The following is a 16,344-nucleotide window of genomic DNA, read 5'->3' on the forward strand; positions in this document are numbered from 1 at the left end:
CGGCGGCTGGATTCGGAGAACATGCTCCGATGATATATCAGTTAAGGAAGTCCGGTATTGCCGGTCGATAGAGAATTTGAGAGGCGTAGCGCGCCGTCAGATCTGCTCGAGCTCTTCTTCCAGCAACTGCTTCTGGTGCAGTTCGGCGTAGTAGCCGCCGGCCGCGATCAGTGCCGCGTGATTGCCTTGTTCCACCACGCGTCCTTCGTCCAGGACATAGATGCAGTCGGCGTCGCGCACGGTCGATACGCGGTGCGAGATGAGGATGGTCGTGCGGCTGCCGCTTTGCGTGCGCAGGCCGTGCAGGATGCGCTCTTCCGTAATCGTATCGACGGCCGACAGCGCGTCGTCCAGGATCAGGATTTTCGGCTGCCGCAGCAATGCCCGCGCAATCGCGGTGCGCTGCTTCTGGCCGCCGGAGAGCGTGATGCCGCGCTCGCCCACTTTGGTCTGGAACCCTTCCGGAAACTCCTCGATATCCTGCGCCAGCCCGGCGATGGCGGCCGCCTCGCGTACTTCTTCGTCGGTCGCAGTTTCCACGCCAAACGCGATGTTCTCCGCGATGGTCGAGCTGAACAGAAACGTCTCCTGGGGGACGAAGCCGATCTGCCGGCGCAGGTCCGCCGGATCCAGTTCGCGCACATCGACACCGCCGATCAGCACGGCGCCGGACGTCACGTCGTAAAGGCGCGGAATCAGCTGCACCAGAGAACTCTTGCCGCTGCCGGTGCGGCCGACAATGGCGATGGTCTGCCCGGCCGGGATCTGTAACGACAGGCCATCCAGCACGGCGCGTCCCTCGAAGCTGAGGCCGGCCGAGCGGAACTCGATGTCCGCGGTCTCCGGCATGGCCTTGGGATTCGGCGGAGCCGTGATCGAAGGCTCCTGTTGCAGATACTCCTGAATGCGGCTCATCGACGCCTTGCCGCGCTGCATCAGGTTCACCACCCAGCCGAAGGCGATCATGGGCCACACCAGCATGCCCATGAAGGTATTGAACATGACGAAGCTGCCCAGCGAGATCTTGCCCTGCATCAGGCGCAGGCCGCCCACGCCCAGCACCAGCATGAACGTCAGGCCGATGAGGGCCTGCAGCAGCGGCATGAACAGACCCGACAGCGTCGCCAGCTTCAGGTTCTGGGCGATGAAACGCTTGTTGAGCTCCTCGAACCGCGCGATCTCGGAGTCTTCCTGGACATACGCGCGGACTACGCGCACACCGGCCAGGTTCTCCTGCACGCGGCTGCTGATGTCGGAGAAGAGCTCCTGAATGGCTTCGAAGCGGTCGTGGATGCGCTTGCCGAAGAGCATCACGACGACCGAGACCACCGGAGCCGGGGTGAGCGCCCAGAGGGTCAACTGCCAGTCGACCGTGAACATGATGCTCAGAGCCAGGATGAAGGTGAGCGTGGTCTCGGTCCAGTACATGACGGCCGGACCCAGCATCATGCGGACCGCGTTCAGGTCGTTGGTGGCGCGCGCCATTACGTCGCCGGTGCGGTAGCGCGAGTAGAAATCGTGGTTCAGCCGGACCAGGTTGCGGAAGATGTCGTTCCGCATGTCATACTCGACGTCGCGCGAGATGCCGACAAGGATCACGCGCATCCAGTATTGGAAGATGCCTTTGAACAGCGAGACGGCCACCAGCGCCAGGCAAAACCAGTAGAGAGTGGCCAGCGGCTGCTTGTTCGTCACCGCATCGATGCCGGAGCGCACCAGCAGCGGGATGCCGGCGCCGGCGACATCCTTCAGGACGAGGGCGCCCAAACCGAGCAGGATGCCTCGGCGGTACTTCTTCAGATATGGCCAGGTTGACCGGAACGCGCTAGTCATGGTTGTTTCAGAGGCCAAAGGGCGAAGTGACGACCTTTGTCCATTCCAATAGGATGGCCTTGCGGCCCTCTCGGGATTTATACCACTCGTGGAGGGTGAAGCCGGGCGGGTCTGCCGCCACGAAGTGCATTTCCAGCCCCGGTACGGCGTTTTCGAGGTAGAGCCGCCGGGCGCGCCGCAGGTGGCTGGCGACGCTGACGATGAGGACCTTCTTGATGCCCCGCCGCGTCAGGTCCTGCACCACCGACAAGGCTTCGCCCTTGGTGCTATAGCTGTCGTTGGGGATGCACTGGAACCAGGCTGCCTCGAAGCCCTGACGGATGGCATAAGCCTTGGCGGGCACGCATTCGCTCTCGCCGAACGCCGACTGCGGGCCGCTGAGCAGGACCAGGGGGACGAAGCCCGCACGCGCCAGTTGGCCCCCTTTCAGCACCCGTTCGCCGCCCCAGCCTCCGGCCAGCACCACGGCGGCATCGGCCTTCTGCGGCGCTTCGCCTACATCCAGGAAATCGCCGGCCGAACCGAGAATCGCCGCGCGCTGCCACCAAAGCAGTCCGCAGACTGCCAGAAAGCCGAGAATGGGGAGATAAGCGAATCCGCGGCGGCGGCAATGCGGGTAAGGCATGCCCTCTTACTTTTCAGGATCGAGCCGGCCCGCCGTCCGGAGCCTCTGGTAAAGCCGTTCCACTTCCGCCTCGTCGTCCGGCGTCAGCAGCGGATAGCGCGGAGCAGGAATCGCTTCCTTCGCCTGGGCCTGCGGCTGGGAGATCTCGCCGAAGATCTGGCTATGCGGCACCCCATTGATGAGGGACAGCGTGGAACGCTGCTGAATGATGCGCAGCAGGTGGTTCGCGTTCTCTGTTTCGCCAGGATAGATCAGCCGGATCTTGGAGGAATCTGCCAGCGTCAGGTCCACCACCATCGGGGCGACCCAGCCGGTCTGATCGATGCGCCGGACCGAAGCCCATGGGATGAGCTTCTTGCCGGACTTGAGATGTGTGTCGGTGACCTCAACCGTCGGGTGCAGGCCCAGCCACAGCACAAAGAGTGCGCTGGCCAGGAGCAACACCGCCGGGATGGCAGCCGGCAGCCAGGAGAGGGCGCACCAACCGGAGAAAGCAGCCAGCCCGAGAGCCACTGCCGCCGCGGTCAGGTAGGTACGCGCCGGGGTAAAACGAATCATGCCTTGCCCCACATCTCCAGCGTAAACCCCCGCGAAGTAGCCGTCAATTTAAGCTTCACGCAGTAACCTTGCTCCGGTGTACATATAATGCAAGCCGCTCACCACAGTCCCAGCCGCCGATAGCCAAATAAAGGACGTAATCACCCAATGTGGTGGATAGCCGGGCCAGGCCAAATCCATGATGATCCAGCCCGCCAGTCCTAACTGAAAGAAAGTGCTGAACTTACCCCAAATGCTGGGCGGCAGGGCGCGGATTTTTGTAAAAAGTAGGGCGGCGGCGGAAAATAGCAGGATCAGGGCGTCGCGCCCCAGCACCAGCCACACCAGCCACCACGGCATCGATCCGCCGAAGGCCAGGCCCAGGTATACCGTGATCGCCAGCACTTTGTCGGCAATCGGGTCCAACATCCCACCCAGCTTCGACTGCCATTGGAACCTGCGCGCCAGGTAGCCGTCCAGCATGTCCGAGAAACCGGCCACGAACATCAGGGGAAACGCGCCGCGGGCATCGTGGCGCGCCAGAAACACGCCAATCAAAGGAGTAAACAGGATTCTGAGAATAGTGATGGTGTTCGGCAGATACCGCATCAGAACGACGCCGCATGCACCAGATTCACTGAACTCTCGTCGCCCGTGACGATCTCATACAACGAAGGATCGGACATGATCTTGGCCACCAGCGCCACGTGCATGGCGTGGCCGGCCCGCTCCGCGATCACATGACCGCGCAGCGAACGGCCAATCAGGGCTAGGTCGCCAATCAGGTCCAGCGCCTTGTGCCGGCACGGCTCATCCGGGAAGCGCAGCCCGCCGGGATTCATCACGTCGTCTTCCGTAAAGCAGACGGCGGAATCGAGCGTGGCGCCGCGGATCAGGCCCATGTTCCGCATCTGGTCGAGTTCGGGCGCAAAACCGAACGTGCGCGCCGGAGCCAGTTCGCGCGCGTAGGTCTCCGGAGTCACTTCCATCTCCAGCGACTGCCCGCTCACCATCGGATGCTTGAAATAGACGTGGCAGGTGAGCTGAAATGTCTCGGCCGGCAGGATCGAGATCCGTTTCCCCTGGCCTTCCAGGCTCACCGGACGCAGCACGCTGAGGAACCGCCGCCGCCGCCGGGAATGCTTGATCCCCGCCTCGCGCAGCAACTCCACAAAGGGCAGGCCGCTGCCATCCAGGATGGGCACTTCCAGGTTGTCGATCTCCACATAGGCGTTGTCGATGCCCATGCTGTACAACGTGCTAAGCAGATGCTCGGTCGTCGAGATCAGGACGCCCTGCCGCATCAGGCTGGTCGCGTAGCTCACGCGCTGCACATACTTCCAACTGGCCGGGATCTCGAAGTTGTCGAGGTCCGTACGGCGAAAAACGATGCCCGTTCCGGGCGACGCCGGCACGATGCGGATGTTCACCGGAACCCCGCTGTGCAACCCTACGCCCGAAGCTGACACCGGGCGCTGGATAGTGGTCTCAAATTTCAATAGCGACTCCAGTCTCATCCTAACAGAGTTAAAACCGGCCGGTAAGTACTTTGTCTCTCTGGATTTACAAATTTTGGAATGTGGTAATATGACCACAATCGACCGCTCCGCTGTTGCCTGGATGCCACGATCGGGGTAGGTTTCCCACCCCTGGGAGTATCATGAAACTCATGCCCCGGCTGTTCCTCGTCGACTCCTTCAACTTCATCTTCCGGGCCTTCCATGCCCGCCAGCGCATGAATGCCCCGCCCATGCGCAACTCCCGCGGCTCGTCCACTGAAGCCATCTATATCTTTCACAACATGCTGCGGCGCCTGGTGAAGCAGTACCAGCCGGACTACCTGGCCGCCGTCTACGAGTCCGAGGGGCCCACCTTCCGCGACGAGGCCTTTGCCGCCTACAAAGCCACCCGCACCGAGACTCCGCCGGAGCTCATCGAGCAGCTGCCCGCCATCGAGCGCATGCTGGCCGCCATGCGTATCCCCGTGCTGAAACTGAAGGGCTTCGAAGCCGACGACATCATCGGCACAGTCGCCTGGAAGACCGCGTCGCCCGATCTGGAAGTCTGGGTCATCTCCTCCGACAAGGACATGCTCCAACTGGTCAACGACCATGTCCGGATGCTGGACGCGATGAAGAACGACACCCTTTACGATCCAGCTAAGGTCAAGGAATTCAAGGGTGTAACGCCGGAGCAGATTCCCGACCTGCTGGCCCTGGTGGGCGACACGGTCGACAATATTCCGGGTGCGCCAGGCATCGGCGACAAGGGCGCGGTCCAACTACTGGAGCAGTTCGGCTCGCTGCAGGCACTGCTCGACAAGGCGCCGGAAGTCACCCGCAAAGCCTATCGCGAAAGTCTTCTCAACAACCGCGACCAGATCCTGTTCAGCCGCAAGCTGGCCACCATCGAGACGGAAGCGCCGTTCGAGTTCCACCTGCAGGACCTCGCCATCCAGGGCCCCGACGTACCCACCCTGGCCGAGTTCTACCGCGAGTATGAGTTCTACAGCTTCCTCAAAGACCTGAACGTCGACGCGCCGCCCGCCGTCGAAGAGACACCCGCCGAAGCCTTTGATTCCACCGTCATCTTCGACTACAAGGCGCACCTCTCGGCCGGGAATCCGCCGCTGGACGGGCCCGTCGAAGACATCCTTTTGTACTCATTCCTCGTCCTGGCCGATCCGTCGGCCTGCCTGTTGGAGCCGTTGGTGATGCGGTACCTGGAGCGCCCCGGCGCCACCCAGGAGGAGACCCTCAAGCTGCTGGCCGCCAAGCTTCGGCCGCAGATAACTCCTGAGCTGAGAAAGCTTTACGACGAGCTCGACCTGCCGCTGGCGCCCGTCCTGGCACGCATGGAACGCACCGGCATCCTGGTCGCCACAGACCAGCTTTCCGCGTTGTCCAGCCGCATGGAAGCCGAGATCGGCAAACTCACCGACGACATCTTCGGCCTCGCCGGCAAGCCGTTCAACCTCAACTCGCCCAAGCAGTTAGGCGAGATCCTGTTCGAAGACCTGAAGCTGCCCACGCAGGGCAAGACCGGCAAGACCAAGGCGTACTCCACCGCGGCCGACGTCCTGGAAACGCTGGCGCTGGAGCACCCCATCGCCCAGAAGATCCTGGAATACCGGCAGTTGGCCAAGTTGAAGGGTACCTATGTCGACGCGCTGCCCATGTTGCTGTCGCCCGCCGACCACCGCCTGCACACCACCTTCAACCCCGCCGGGGCGGCCACCGGGCGCCTGTCGTCCTCCAACCCGAACCTGCAGAACATCCCTGTTCGCACGGAGTTGGGCCGCGAGATCCGCGCCGCCTTCATCCCCGATCCCGGCTGGACCCTGATCGTCGCCGACTACTCCCAAATCGAGTTACGCCTGCTCGCCCACTACTCGGGCGATACCCTGCTGGTGGACTCCTTCCGCCGCAATGAGGACATCCACACCCGCACGGCCTCGGAGGTCTTTGGCGTACCGCAGTTGATGGTCACGCCGGAGATGCGCCGCAACGCCAAGGCGGTGAACTTCGGCATCGTCTATGGACAGACGGCCTTCGGGCTGGCCGCGCAGCTGGGCATCGGCCGCGACGAGGCCGATCTCTACATTCGCAACTACTTCGAACGGTATGCCGGGGTGAAGAAGTGGATTGAGGCGACTATCGCCGAAGTGCGTCAAAGAGGCTACACTCTCACGCTCGACGGACGCCGCCGCCCCATCCCTGACATTGCCGCCAAGAATCCCAACGCCCGCTCGTTTGCTGAGCGTACCGCGGTCAATACCCCTCTGCAGGGTACGGCCGCTGACCTCATCAAGCTGGCCATGATCCGTGTTGACGCGGAGCTCGCCAAACGCAAGCTGCAGGCGCGTATGTTATTGCAGGTACACGACGAACTGGTGCTCGAGTGCCCTCCGTCGGAGCTGGATGAGGCCACCCGGCTGGTCAAATCCACCATGGAGTCGGTGGTGAAGCTGAAGGTGCCGCTGCTGGTCGAGACCGGCCACGGTTCCAATTGGAGGGACGCCAAGTAGGTCCGGCATGGATCCCCTGAAGGCCCAACTCGAGATTCTGCGAGCCCGTCTCCAGAAGATCGACGCGCGGTACCAGACGGAGCCGCTGCCGGAGAGCCGCGCGCTGCCAGACGGCGTGGAGGTCCGCACCGAAGACGGCACCCATTGGGAGATCGACCGCCACTGGCCGGCCCATCACCGCCACGGGACCGCCGATGTGGGCGCACTAAGTGAGTTGCCGCAGGACCTGCTGGCCGCTCTCGTCAACGAAGAGGGTGTCACCGTGCCGCCCGAGCGCTGGGCGTTTCTCGATACCGAAACCAGCGGCCTCTCCGGCGGTTCCGGCGCCTTCGCGTTCCTCGTCGGCGTCGGGGGGATCACCGCCAACGGCTTTGTTTTGAAGCAGTTCTTCATGCGCGACCACGGCGAGGAGCCGTCGATGCTGAAGGCACTTTCGGCCTATCTCGACCAGTTCGACCTGCTGGTCACCTACAACGGCCGCTCGTTCGACCAACCGCTGCTCGAAACCCGCTACCGCCTGCTGCGCATCCGCGAGCCGTTTCCGCGGCTGAAACACGTCGACCTGCTCTACTCCGCCCGCCGGTTGTGGCGGCTGGCGCTGGAAAGCTGCCGGCTGCAGGAACTGGAACAGCGCATCCTGGGCGTCGAACGCCACGGCGATGTCGATGGCCAGTTCATCCCCAATCTGTACTTCGAGTATCTAAGGACCGGCAATTTCGCTCCGCTGCGGCCTGTCATCTCGCACAACGCCGTCGACATCCTCTCGTTGGCCTGCCTGACGGCCATCGTGCCGGTTGCTTTCCGCGAACCGCAGCGGCTCACCTCCGGCGCCGAGATGGTGGCCCTGGCGCGCTGGTTCCGCAACGAGGGCCGGGCCGAGGACGCGCTGATGCTCATGCGCCAGGCACTCAAGCGGACGCTGCACGACTCGCTGCTCTACGAGACCCTGTGGCATGTGGCCGACATGGAGCGCAAACTGGAACGCCACGCTGCCGCCGTGGAGGTCTGGACCGAACTCTCCAGCATTCGCAACCCCTGGCAGGCGAGGGCATTCGAGCGGCTCGCTATCCACTACGAACGGCGCGAGAAGAACCTCGCCATGGCGTTTGAGATGACCCTCGCGGCGCAGGTGATCGAGGACAGCGAAGCCCTGCAGAAACGTGCTGCCCGGCTCGCCCGGAAGGCGTCCGGCCCTAGATCTGGGCGACTGCTGTAAAATCCTTCACCCCTCTGGCGGGTGTGTGGACTTTACGACAGCTGAATCTTTTGTCCGCTCCGTCAGATAGCAACTTTCCGCTATGTTGCGATGCCGGAACTGAGGTACGATTCCTTAATCGCGATCTGAATGTGACTGGGGATTCATCGAATGTTCATCGTGAACTGCTATTCCTGGTTGCGGCTTCAGGTCGTCAGGGGTGCGAAGTGTGCTTCGCGCGTTCATTCTCGATGACCATGTAGTCCGGATTTCTTTGTTGATCATGAACACACTCAAGGTCTCTCTCAAAACAGCGCTGACTGCCGCGCTCGCGGCAATCCTACTGTCAGCTACCCTACTGGCTCAGTTCGACACCGCCACCGTTCTTGGCACCATTCGCGATACATCGCGGCTGCCGGTGCAAGGCAGCACGGTGACGGTGACGAACACGCAAACCGGTGTCTCCCAAACGGCGGAGACGAACGAGTCGGGTGACTATCAATTTTTCAACCTCAAGGCCGGAACCTACACGGTGTCCGCCGAGGCCAAAGGCTTCAAGCGTGTCTCAGCGACGCAGTTCACGGTAAACGTGAACGCCCGCCAGCGCGTGGATCTGGAACTGCCCGTCGGCACGGTCACCGAGACGGTGGACGTCACGGCCGCCGCTGCGCAGCTCGAAACCGATACCAGCTCCCGCGGTACGGTGGTCGGCAACCAGCAGATCGTGAACCTGCCGCTCAACGGCCGTGCTTACGCCGACCTGGCGCTGCTGGTGCCCGGTGTCCGCAAGTCGGACCTGGCCAACGGCAGCACGCCGCGCGATGCCTCGTTCAACGTGAACGGCATGCGCAGCTCGCAGAATAACTTTGTCGTGGACGGCGTGGACAACAACGCCTACGGCACCTCGAACCAGGGCTTCTCCAATCAGGTGGTGCAGCCTTCGCCCGACGCTGTCCAGGAGTTCCGCGTCGAGACCAGCAACTACAGCGCCGAGTTCGGCCGGGCCGGCGGCGCGATTGTGAACGTCAGCGTCAAGAGCGGTTCCAACGACTACCACGGCGCCATTTATGAGTTCCTGCGCAACACGTCGCTGAATGCGACGGGTTTCATCAAGCCGGTACAGAACACCAAGCCGGTGCTGATCCAGAATCAGTACGGCGGAGCGTTTGGCGGCGCCATTAAGAAAGATAAGGCATTCTTCTTCGCCGATTTCGAAGGCTACCGCCGCGTGGAAAAGACGATCATGTTCGCCACGATTCCCACGGTGGACCAGAAGAACGGAATCTTCTCCACTGCGGTGCAGAACCCCTTCACCGGCGCCATTTACAGCCCGGGCCAGTTGCCCTCGGCACAGATCAGCAAGTTCGCCAGCACGGTGTTCGGCGCGCTGCCGGCGCCCAACCTGCCGGGCCTTTCGAACAACTACCAGTCGCTGCCCACCCAGCCGACGAATGTGGACAAGGGCGACGGCCGCTACGATCAGTACTTCGGGTCGAAACTGACGGCTTTCGTCCGCTACAGCCACCGTCTCTCGCAGCAGCAGGTGCCGGCGGCGATTCCGGGTCTGTCGGGCGGCAACAGCAACGGCGACGTGCGCGTGCTGAACTACCAGACGGCGGGCGGCATCACCTACACGATGAGCCCCACCTCGGTGATCGAGTTCCGCATCGGCATCGGCAAGACCGAGGGCGGCAAGACCCCCTGGTTCGCGGGCCAGCCCAGCGTGGCGACGCAGCTCGGGCTGCCCAACTACCCCACCGACAAGCGCTTCACGGGCGGCCTGTATCCGCAGAACATCACCGGTTATGCGCAGCTCGGTGTGCAGGGCAGCAACCCCCAGTTCCAGAATCCCTTCCTGATCAACCCCAAGGTGAACTATTCGCGCATCATGGGCCGCCACACGCTGAAGGCGGGCTATGAGTACCAGAGCGTCGCCACCGAGATCGACGACTTCAATCCGAAGTCCGGCACCGATAGCTACGGCGGCCGCTTCAGCAAGGTGGCCGGTACGGCCAACAACAACGAACAGTATCTGGCCGACTTCCTGTTCGGCGCGCGCAGCAACTATCAGCTCAACAGCGCGACCATCGTGAAGTTGCAGCAGCGGATGCACTTCTTCTATGTGCAGGACGACTGGAAGGTGAGCCCCAAACTGGTGGTCAATGCCGGTCTCCGCTATGAGTTCGGCACGCCGCAGTGGGCGGACAACAACATCCTGTCGAACTTCGACCCCATCTCGAACAAGCTCATCCAGGCACAGGACGGCGACATCTACAGCCGCTCGCTGGTGCATCCGGACCGCAACAACTTTGCCCCGCGCCTGGGCGTTGCCTACACGCTGCGGCAGAAAACGGTCCTCCGCTCGGCCTACGGCATCAGCTTCATCCACTTCAACCGTATGGGTGGTGAGAATCTGTTGTCCTACAACCTGCCGAACATCCTGAATCCGTCCATCGACCAGGCGCCCAGCACGGCCGCCTCGGCGCCGCTCGCGCTCTGCACCAGCAACACGCAGGCGCCCGGCACCTGTTTCCGGACCACCGAAATGGGCTATCCGGACAACTTCCTGCAGCTCTCGAACGTGAAGCAGATCAATGTGCGCGCCAACTACATCCCGGCGGACTACCGCACCAGCTACACCCAGAACTGGCACTTCACCATCCAGCAGGAACTCGCCAAGGACTTCGTTCTCGATCTCGGCTATGTCGGCACGCGCGGCGTCGGCCTGATGATTCTGGGCGACTACAACCAGGCGCGGGTCAACTCCGACAACACCAGCCTGCAGGCGCGCCGCCCCAATCCGGCGTTCGGTCTCATCCAGATCGCCTTCGGCGGCGGCAATCTGAACTATCATGCCTTCCAGGCCAAGCTCGAGAAGCGTTTCAGCGGCGGCTTCTACCTGTTGAACGCGTTCACCTGGTCGAAGGCCATCGACAACGCCAGCGGCCACCTGGAAGCGAGCAACGGCGACAACTCCCGCGTGAACTTCCGCAACCTGCGCAACGAGCGCGGCGTCTCCGGCTACGACCAACCCTTCAACAACACGACCACGGTGGTCTACGACCTGCCGTTCGGCGCCAACAAGCAGTTCGGTTCCAGCTGGAACAAGCCCACTGACTATGTTCTGGGCGGCTGGCGCGTCACCGGCATCAACACGATGGCCAGCGGCAATCCGGTCAACCTCAGCTACAGCCCGGCGTCGGACTTCTCGGTGAGCGGTTCACCCACTTACCGGCCCAACGTCACCGGCGATCCGATGATGCCCGAAGCGCAGCGCGACCGCCTGCACTGGCTGAATCCGGCCACTGTCAGCGCGCCTACGGACCGCACGCAGCCCTTCGGCAATGCGGGCCGCAACATCGCGCGCGCTCCGTCGCTCTTCCAGCTCGACCTGGGCCTCCACAAGGACTTCCCCATCACCGAGCGGTTCAAGGTCTCGTTCCGCGCCGAAGCGTTCAACCTGTTCAACAGGACGAACTTCGGACCGCCGAACGCGAACATCTCGAACACCAACTTCGGCACCATCACCAGCACCTATCCGGCCCGCCAGTTGCAGTTCGGCCTGAAGGTTCTGTTCTAAACACCACACATGACAATGCACAGGAAGCAGTTCCTGCAGGTGGCCGGCGGGGGACTTCTGTCCCTCGCCGCGCCGCGCCTGCTCGATGCCGATCCGGGGTCCGGCAAGTTCTATTTCGCCATCATCGCCGACTCCCACATCATTGACGACTTCTACAAGGGGCCCGAGGGCAGCCCCGAGGACACCGAGTCCATCTTCAAGACCACTGAACGCCTCACGCAAACGCGCGATTACCTGAACAAGCTGCAGCCGAAGCTGGACCTGACGTTCCTGGTGGGCGACTACTTCCACAACTACCCCTCGCCCGACGTCGACTTCTACTTCCAGAACAAGACGCGGATCGACGTGGCGAAGTCGATTACCGATGGTTTTGCGATGCCCGTGCATGTGGGCTACGGCAATCACGACTATGGGGTGCCGAAGGTTTCCCACGCCGTTTCGCACGAGCTGTTCCGCCGCAAATTGGGGCTGCAGCCCTACTACTCGGTGGACCACAAGGGTTTCCAGTTCATTCACCTGAACAACTTCCTGGGCGACACCTGGCAGCCCGGCCATGCCAAGTACGACAAAAAGGTGGGCAGCCTGGGTGAAGAGCAGTTGACGTGGCTGGAAGCGAAGCTGCAGGCGCACCAGCCCACGTTCGTCTTCATCCACTTCCCTCTGTCGATTGTGGCGCCCAAAGAGAAAGCAGACCTCGGCCTGCACCCGCTGTTGAAGAAGCACAAGGATACGGTCCAGTTGGTGGTGTCAGGTCACTGGCACCGCTGGTTTGAGTTCGGGCGGTCGTACGGGCCGCTGCACCAGGTGATCGCGGCCACGCGCTACGATCCCAATGCTTACCTGATCGTCGAGGCGGATACGAAGAAGCAGAGCCATCGCCTGCTGAATATCGACCTCGTCGACTGGAACACGCACTACAGCAAGCCGTGGCGCGGCCTGTAGTTTAACTTACGCTCCGGCCTTGATCCGCAACGCGTTGCCCGACGGGTCTCGCAGCAATATATCGCCGCCATTGTCCTCGACCGGCGAGGTGATGGCGGCGATTCTGCGTAGCTCGGCCGCATCCGGCACCACGACGGTGAATTCCCTCAAGCCCATCGCACCTTCCGGATTCGGCTTCGCCCCCACGCCGGCCCAGGTGTTCACGGCGATGTGGTGATGGTAGCCGCCGGCCGACAGAAAGGTGGCGGAACGGCCGTAACGCAGCGTGATATCGAAGCCCAGCAAGCCGTTGTAGAAAGCCTCGGCCTCTGCGATGTCGCCGACATGCAGATGGACGTGCCCCATGCGCGTGCCCTCCGGCAAACCGTGATCCGTAGGGGCGCCAATGGCGGCCGCCAGCACGCCCTGCGCATCCAGCGGGTCGGTGGCCATCTGGATCTCCTCGCCCAGCAGCTTCCACTCGGCGCGATCGCGGTCGCGATAGATCTCGATGCCGTTGCCTTCGGGGTCGGCCAGGTAGATGGCCTCGCTGACGAGGTGATCTGCTGCCCCCTGCAAAGGGACTCCAGAGTCGATCAGATGTTTCAGGGCTGCCCCCAAGGCACGCCTGGTGGGCACTAATAAGGCGAAATGATAGAGGCCGGCCGTGCGTGGCACACGGCGCGCGCCCAGGTTGCCATGCAGCACCAGCAGCTCTTCTGGGCCCACTCCCAAGTGGACGGTTTCGCCTTGCTGTTTCAGCACGTGCAGGCCGAGCCGGCTGGTGTAGAAATCCACTGCCTGGCTCAGCGAGGCGACCGTCAGTGATACAGCTCCGACTGTGGTCGCGGCCGCGATGGGGATTTGAGCTGTCGTCACATCCATTAGATGGGTGCGGCGGCCGAAGGGTTCAACGGACGATCGGCCGTCCGATGAGCTGCGGAGCCCGCAGGCGTGCGCCCTGGTAGGCGCGCACGTCGTCGAAGCGCAGGTGCTGCTCCCAATCGGAGCGGGCGGCGGCGATCTCTTCCTGCGTGCGGGCGACGAAGTTCCACCACATCAGGATGGTTTCGCCGAAGGGCGCTCCGCCGATCAACAGAATCTGGGCGCCGGCGCGCGTGGTGAGCTGCATCTCGCCGCGCAGGGCGCCCAGGTAGTAGAGCGTGTCGGGCTGCATCTCCTGCCCTTCGAAGACGGCGTCGCCGGAGAGTACGACGAGGCCATGCTCGTACTCCGGCCGCAACGGCAGCGCCGTGCTGGTGCCGGCGTGCAGGGTGAGCTGGGCGCCCACCATGGGCGAGTAAGCCGCGCCGTCCGAGCGGCGTCCCATCCAATCTCCGAGGATGACGCGAATCAGCGCGCCTGGCTCTTCCAGCACCGGCGGCGCGGGGTGGTGGCCGAAAGCCGGCGGCCCGTTGCGCTGGGCTTCCGGTAGGGCGACCCAGAGCTGCACTCCACTCAGCTGGCCGCTGTTCTCGACCGGAGTCTCCTCGGTGTGCGTGATCCCGCCGCCGGCCGTCATGACGCCAAGTTGTCCGGGCCGCAGCAGGGCCTCGGTGCCCAGGCTGTCGTGATGAACGATCTCGCCGGAGAGCAGCCACGAGACAGTCTGCAGGCCGATGTGCGGGTGCGGAGCGACATCCATGGGCTTCTCATTCGTGAAGCTCAACGGGCCATAGCGGTCGAGGAAACACCATGGGCCAATCAGGCGCCGCTGGCGCACGGGCAGGATGCGGCGGATGCGGATGCGGCCCAGGTCCGTCTCGTGGGCCGGATAGGTCTCGAGGACGCGGGCCGGGTCGGCCGCGGCGCACTCCTGGGCTGTCGATTCCGCCGGCAATAGATCACTCAATGGCGCACCCCCTCCTGAACATTGTTGCGTAAATGGCCTTGCATTGGCCGCGCGAAGTGTCACCATCGAAGGCGGCATTTTGGGATGGCATTCCAGCCCTGGCCGGGCAATTGAGCCGGAGCCGGTTTACGGGGGGAAGCGACCGGTCTTTGTCCCCTCCCCCCGGCCGATTCCGCTAGGAGGATTGAGCGCTGTATCGTTCGGCAGCCGCTCTTGGAGGATGATTCCATGGTTAAGCCTGAATCGGCAGTTGTGCTTCCGCGGGGGGAGCAGGAGTTCGAGGTGGAAAGCCAGGGGGCGGTGGAGTGGTCCCTGGAACCGGCGTTGGGCCGCATCGTCAAAGTGGCCCGGCATCCGGGTAAGGCCGTTTATAAGGCGCCGCTGTTCCATTGGAGCAGCATGGATGTGAAATTGACGGCGAAAGTGAAGGATGACGAGCACGCCGGAGGGGAGGCTATCATCACTCTGTCGGCGACTCCGAATTGGCTGCTGGCCCTGAGCATCGTCTATGTGGCGATGTTCGGCCTGGCGATTGGCCTGCTGTTCTGGGTCTGGCCGCCGCCGCCGGCGCCGATCGCGGTGGAGGTGTTTCCTCCGGCCGTCACTTTGTCGCCGGGCAAGGCGCTGCAGTTCGAAGCCACCATCTCGGGCGTGCCGGGGCAGGCCGTGACGTGGACGTCTTCGGCGGGCAGCATTACGCCGGCGGGGTTGTTTACGGCGCCCACCGACCTGAAAACGGACGCCACTGTCACGATCACGGCGACGCGCGCGGCCGACGGCAAGCAGAGTGCGGTGGCGCAGGTGACCGGTGCGCCGGAGCAGTTGGTGATGACGCGGTCCGTGGTGCCGGCGGCGCACATGGCTGCCGGTTCCAACCTGAAGCTGGAGGCGCGTGGCAATGGAGAAAAACCGGTGGCCGGGCTCACATGGATGACGACGGAGGGCGTGATCGATGCCAGGAGCGGGGTCCTGACGGTTCCGGCGCAATCGGCCTCGGGGCGCGCGGTGGTGACAGCGCTCGATCCGGAGAAACCCATGCGGAAGGCGAGTGCCGTGGTGATCCTGAACGGCGGAAGCGTGAATGCGTCGCGGGCGGAGGATCGCAATGTGGCGGGTATGTGGATCGCCTTCCTGATGGGCGGGCTGGGCGCCCTGCTGGGCGCGCTGCGGTCGTTGGTCGGGTTTGTGGGCAATCGCAAGTTCGTCTCCAGTTGGGGCATTTTCTACCTGTCGCGGCCCATTTTTGGAGCCGGCCTCGCGCTGCTGGTTCACTTCGGGTACAGGATGGGCGCGTTCAACCAGGCGGTCGACTCGAATCCGATGGACCCGGCCAATGCGGCTTTCATCGGGGGCATCGTGGGCCTGTTCGCCGATGATGTGCTGGGCAAGCTGAAGGACTTCGTGGACCGGTTCCTCCAGATGTCGGAGCCGCGCATGGATAAGATGAAGCACGAGGATGCGACGGCCGCGGCGCCTCCGGCCCCAATCATCAAAGCGGTGGTGGCCTCCCTGGCCAGCGGCAAGGTCGTGGTGACCGGACAGAACTTCACCGCCGCCTCGAAGCTGCACCTGAATGGGACCGCGCAGGCGACCACCGTCGTCAGCGCCACTGAGCTTTCGGCTGTGCTGGACCCGGCGAAGCAGGTGGGCGACGAGCTTAAGGTTGTGGTCGTCAACAGCGCTACCTCGAAGAGCGAGGAGAAGACCGTCAGAGTCGTAGCTTGACCGAGGCTGGCGGCGGCGGGCGCGGGTCGGATAGGATGGTCGCTTCCGG

General features: G+C 63.2%; 12 protein-coding genes. 5 read left to right on the forward strand and 7 right to left on the reverse strand.

Annotated elements, in window-relative coordinates; genetic code table 11:
* Positions 1 to 96 precede the first annotated feature (96 nt).
* Genes ACR9Y2_RS27945 through lpxC form a run of 5 tightly spaced genes read right to left on the reverse strand, consistent with a single transcriptional unit; the run spans position 97 to position 4,494 of the window.
* Positions 97 to 1,833: an ABC transporter ATP-binding protein gene (locus ACR9Y2_RS27945; RefSeq protein ID WP_435045166.1), complete on the reverse strand. Its 1,737-nt coding sequence runs from the start codon at positions 1,831 to 1,833 to the stop codon at positions 97 to 99.
* A gap of 7 nt (positions 1,834 to 1,840) precedes the next feature.
* Positions 1,841 to 2,458 carry a YdcF family protein gene (locus ACR9Y2_RS27950; protein WP_435045167.1) on the reverse strand — a complete coding sequence of 206 codons (618 nt, stop codon included), beginning with the start codon at positions 2,456 to 2,458 and terminating at the stop codon, positions 1,841 to 1,843.
* A gap of 6 nt (positions 2,459 to 2,464) precedes the next feature.
* Positions 2,465 to 3,016, reverse strand: a complete 552-nt coding sequence (locus ACR9Y2_RS27955) for a DUF3093 family protein (protein ID WP_435045168.1) — start codon at positions 3,014 to 3,016, stop codon at positions 2,465 to 2,467.
* Between the two features lie 48 nt (positions 3,017 to 3,064).
* Positions 3,065 to 3,604, reverse strand: a complete 540-nt coding sequence (locus tag ACR9Y2_RS27960) for a CDP-alcohol phosphatidyltransferase family protein (RefSeq protein ID WP_435045169.1) — start codon at positions 3,602 to 3,604, stop codon at positions 3,065 to 3,067.
* A complete protein-coding gene (gene lpxC, locus ACR9Y2_RS27965; protein WP_435045170.1) occupies positions 3,604 to 4,494 on the reverse strand; it encodes a UDP-3-O-acyl-N-acetylglucosamine deacetylase in 891 nt (296 codons plus the stop codon). Before lpxC ends, ACR9Y2_RS27960 begins: the two co-directional genes overlap by 1 nt.
* Positions 4,495 to 4,655: 161 nt before the next feature.
* On the opposite strand from lpxC, the gene polA reads away from it, so the two are divergent.
* The 4 genes from polA to ACR9Y2_RS27985 all read left to right on the forward strand — a co-directional run bounded on the left by polA (position 4,656) and on the right by ACR9Y2_RS27985 (position 12,739).
* The gene (gene polA, locus ACR9Y2_RS27970; protein WP_435045171.1) at positions 4,656 to 7,022 is read left to right on the forward strand and encodes a DNA polymerase I; all 2,367 of its coding nucleotides are present in this window, start codon (positions 4,656 to 4,658) and stop codon (positions 7,020 to 7,022) included.
* Positions 7,023 to 7,029: 7 nt separating this feature from the next.
* On the forward strand, positions 7,030 to 8,238 hold the full coding sequence (locus tag ACR9Y2_RS27975) for a ribonuclease H-like domain-containing protein (RefSeq protein WP_435045172.1): 1,209 nt from the start codon (positions 7,030 to 7,032) through the stop codon (positions 8,236 to 8,238).
* A 262-nt stretch (positions 8,239 to 8,500) separates the two neighbouring features.
* A complete protein-coding gene (locus tag ACR9Y2_RS27980; protein WP_435045173.1) occupies positions 8,501 to 11,797 on the forward strand; it encodes a carboxypeptidase regulatory-like domain-containing protein in 3,297 nt (1,098 codons plus the stop codon).
* A 9-nt stretch (positions 11,798 to 11,806) separates the two neighbouring features.
* Positions 11,807 to 12,739, forward strand: a complete 933-nt coding sequence (locus tag ACR9Y2_RS27985; protein ID WP_435045174.1) for a metallophosphoesterase family protein — start codon at positions 11,807 to 11,809, stop codon at positions 12,737 to 12,739.
* 6 nt (positions 12,740 to 12,745) lie between these two features.
* Here ACR9Y2_RS27985 and ACR9Y2_RS27990 read toward each other — a convergent pair whose 3' ends face one another.
* Positions 12,746 to 13,597 (reverse strand): VOC family protein, encoded by an 852-nt coding sequence (locus tag ACR9Y2_RS27990; RefSeq protein ID WP_435045175.1) that lies wholly within the window; start codon positions 13,595 to 13,597, stop codon positions 12,746 to 12,748.
* A 31-nt stretch (positions 13,598 to 13,628) separates the two neighbouring features.
* The gene (locus tag ACR9Y2_RS27995; protein ID WP_435045176.1) at positions 13,629 to 14,570 is read right to left on the reverse strand and encodes a pirin family protein; all 942 of its coding nucleotides are present in this window, start codon (positions 14,568 to 14,570) and stop codon (positions 13,629 to 13,631) included.
* Between the two features lie 228 nt (positions 14,571 to 14,798).
* Here ACR9Y2_RS27995 and ACR9Y2_RS28000 point away from each other — a divergent pair, with 228 nt between their 5' ends.
* Complete coding sequence (locus tag ACR9Y2_RS28000) at positions 14,799 to 16,295, forward strand: Ig-like domain-containing protein (RefSeq protein ID WP_435045177.1); 1,497 nt, start codon at positions 14,799 to 14,801, stop codon at positions 16,293 to 16,295.
* The last annotated feature ends 49 nt before the right edge of the window (positions 16,296 to 16,344 follow it).

Origin of the sequence: Paludibaculum fermentans (assembly GCF_051172195.1) — a bacterium.
In the GTDB taxonomy this organism is placed as follows: Bacteria; Acidobacteriota; Terriglobia; order Bryobacterales; family Bryobacteraceae; genus Paludibaculum; species Paludibaculum fermentans_A.

Coding starts and splice junctions, on each gene's coding strand:
- ACR9Y2_RS27945 (WP_435045166.1), bottom strand. CDS start 1,833: ATGACTAGCGCGTTCCGGTCAACCTGGCCATATCTGAAGAAGTACCGC.
- ACR9Y2_RS27950 (WP_435045167.1), bottom strand. CDS start 2,458: ATGCCTTACCCGCATTGCCGCCGCCGCGGATTCGCTTATCTCCCCATT.
- ACR9Y2_RS27955 (WP_435045168.1), bottom strand. CDS start 3,016: ATGATTCGTTTTACCCCGGCGCGTACCTACCTGACCGCGGCGGCAGTG.
- ACR9Y2_RS27960 (WP_435045169.1), bottom strand. CDS start 3,604: ATGCGGTATCTGCCGAACACCATCACTATTCTCAGAATCCTGTTTACT.
- polA (WP_435045171.1), top strand. CDS start 4,656: ATGAAACTCATGCCCCGGCTGTTCCTCGTCGACTCCTTCAACTTCATC.
- ACR9Y2_RS27975 (WP_435045172.1), top strand. CDS start 7,030: ATGGATCCCCTGAAGGCCCAACTCGAGATTCTGCGAGCCCGTCTCCAG.
- ACR9Y2_RS27980 (WP_435045173.1), top strand. CDS start 8,501: ATGAACACACTCAAGGTCTCTCTCAAAACAGCGCTGACTGCCGCGCTC.
- ACR9Y2_RS27985 (WP_435045174.1), top strand. CDS start 11,807: ATGACAATGCACAGGAAGCAGTTCCTGCAGGTGGCCGGCGGGGGACTT.
- ACR9Y2_RS28000 (WP_435045177.1), top strand. CDS start 14,799: ATGGTTAAGCCTGAATCGGCAGTTGTGCTTCCGCGGGGGGAGCAGGAG.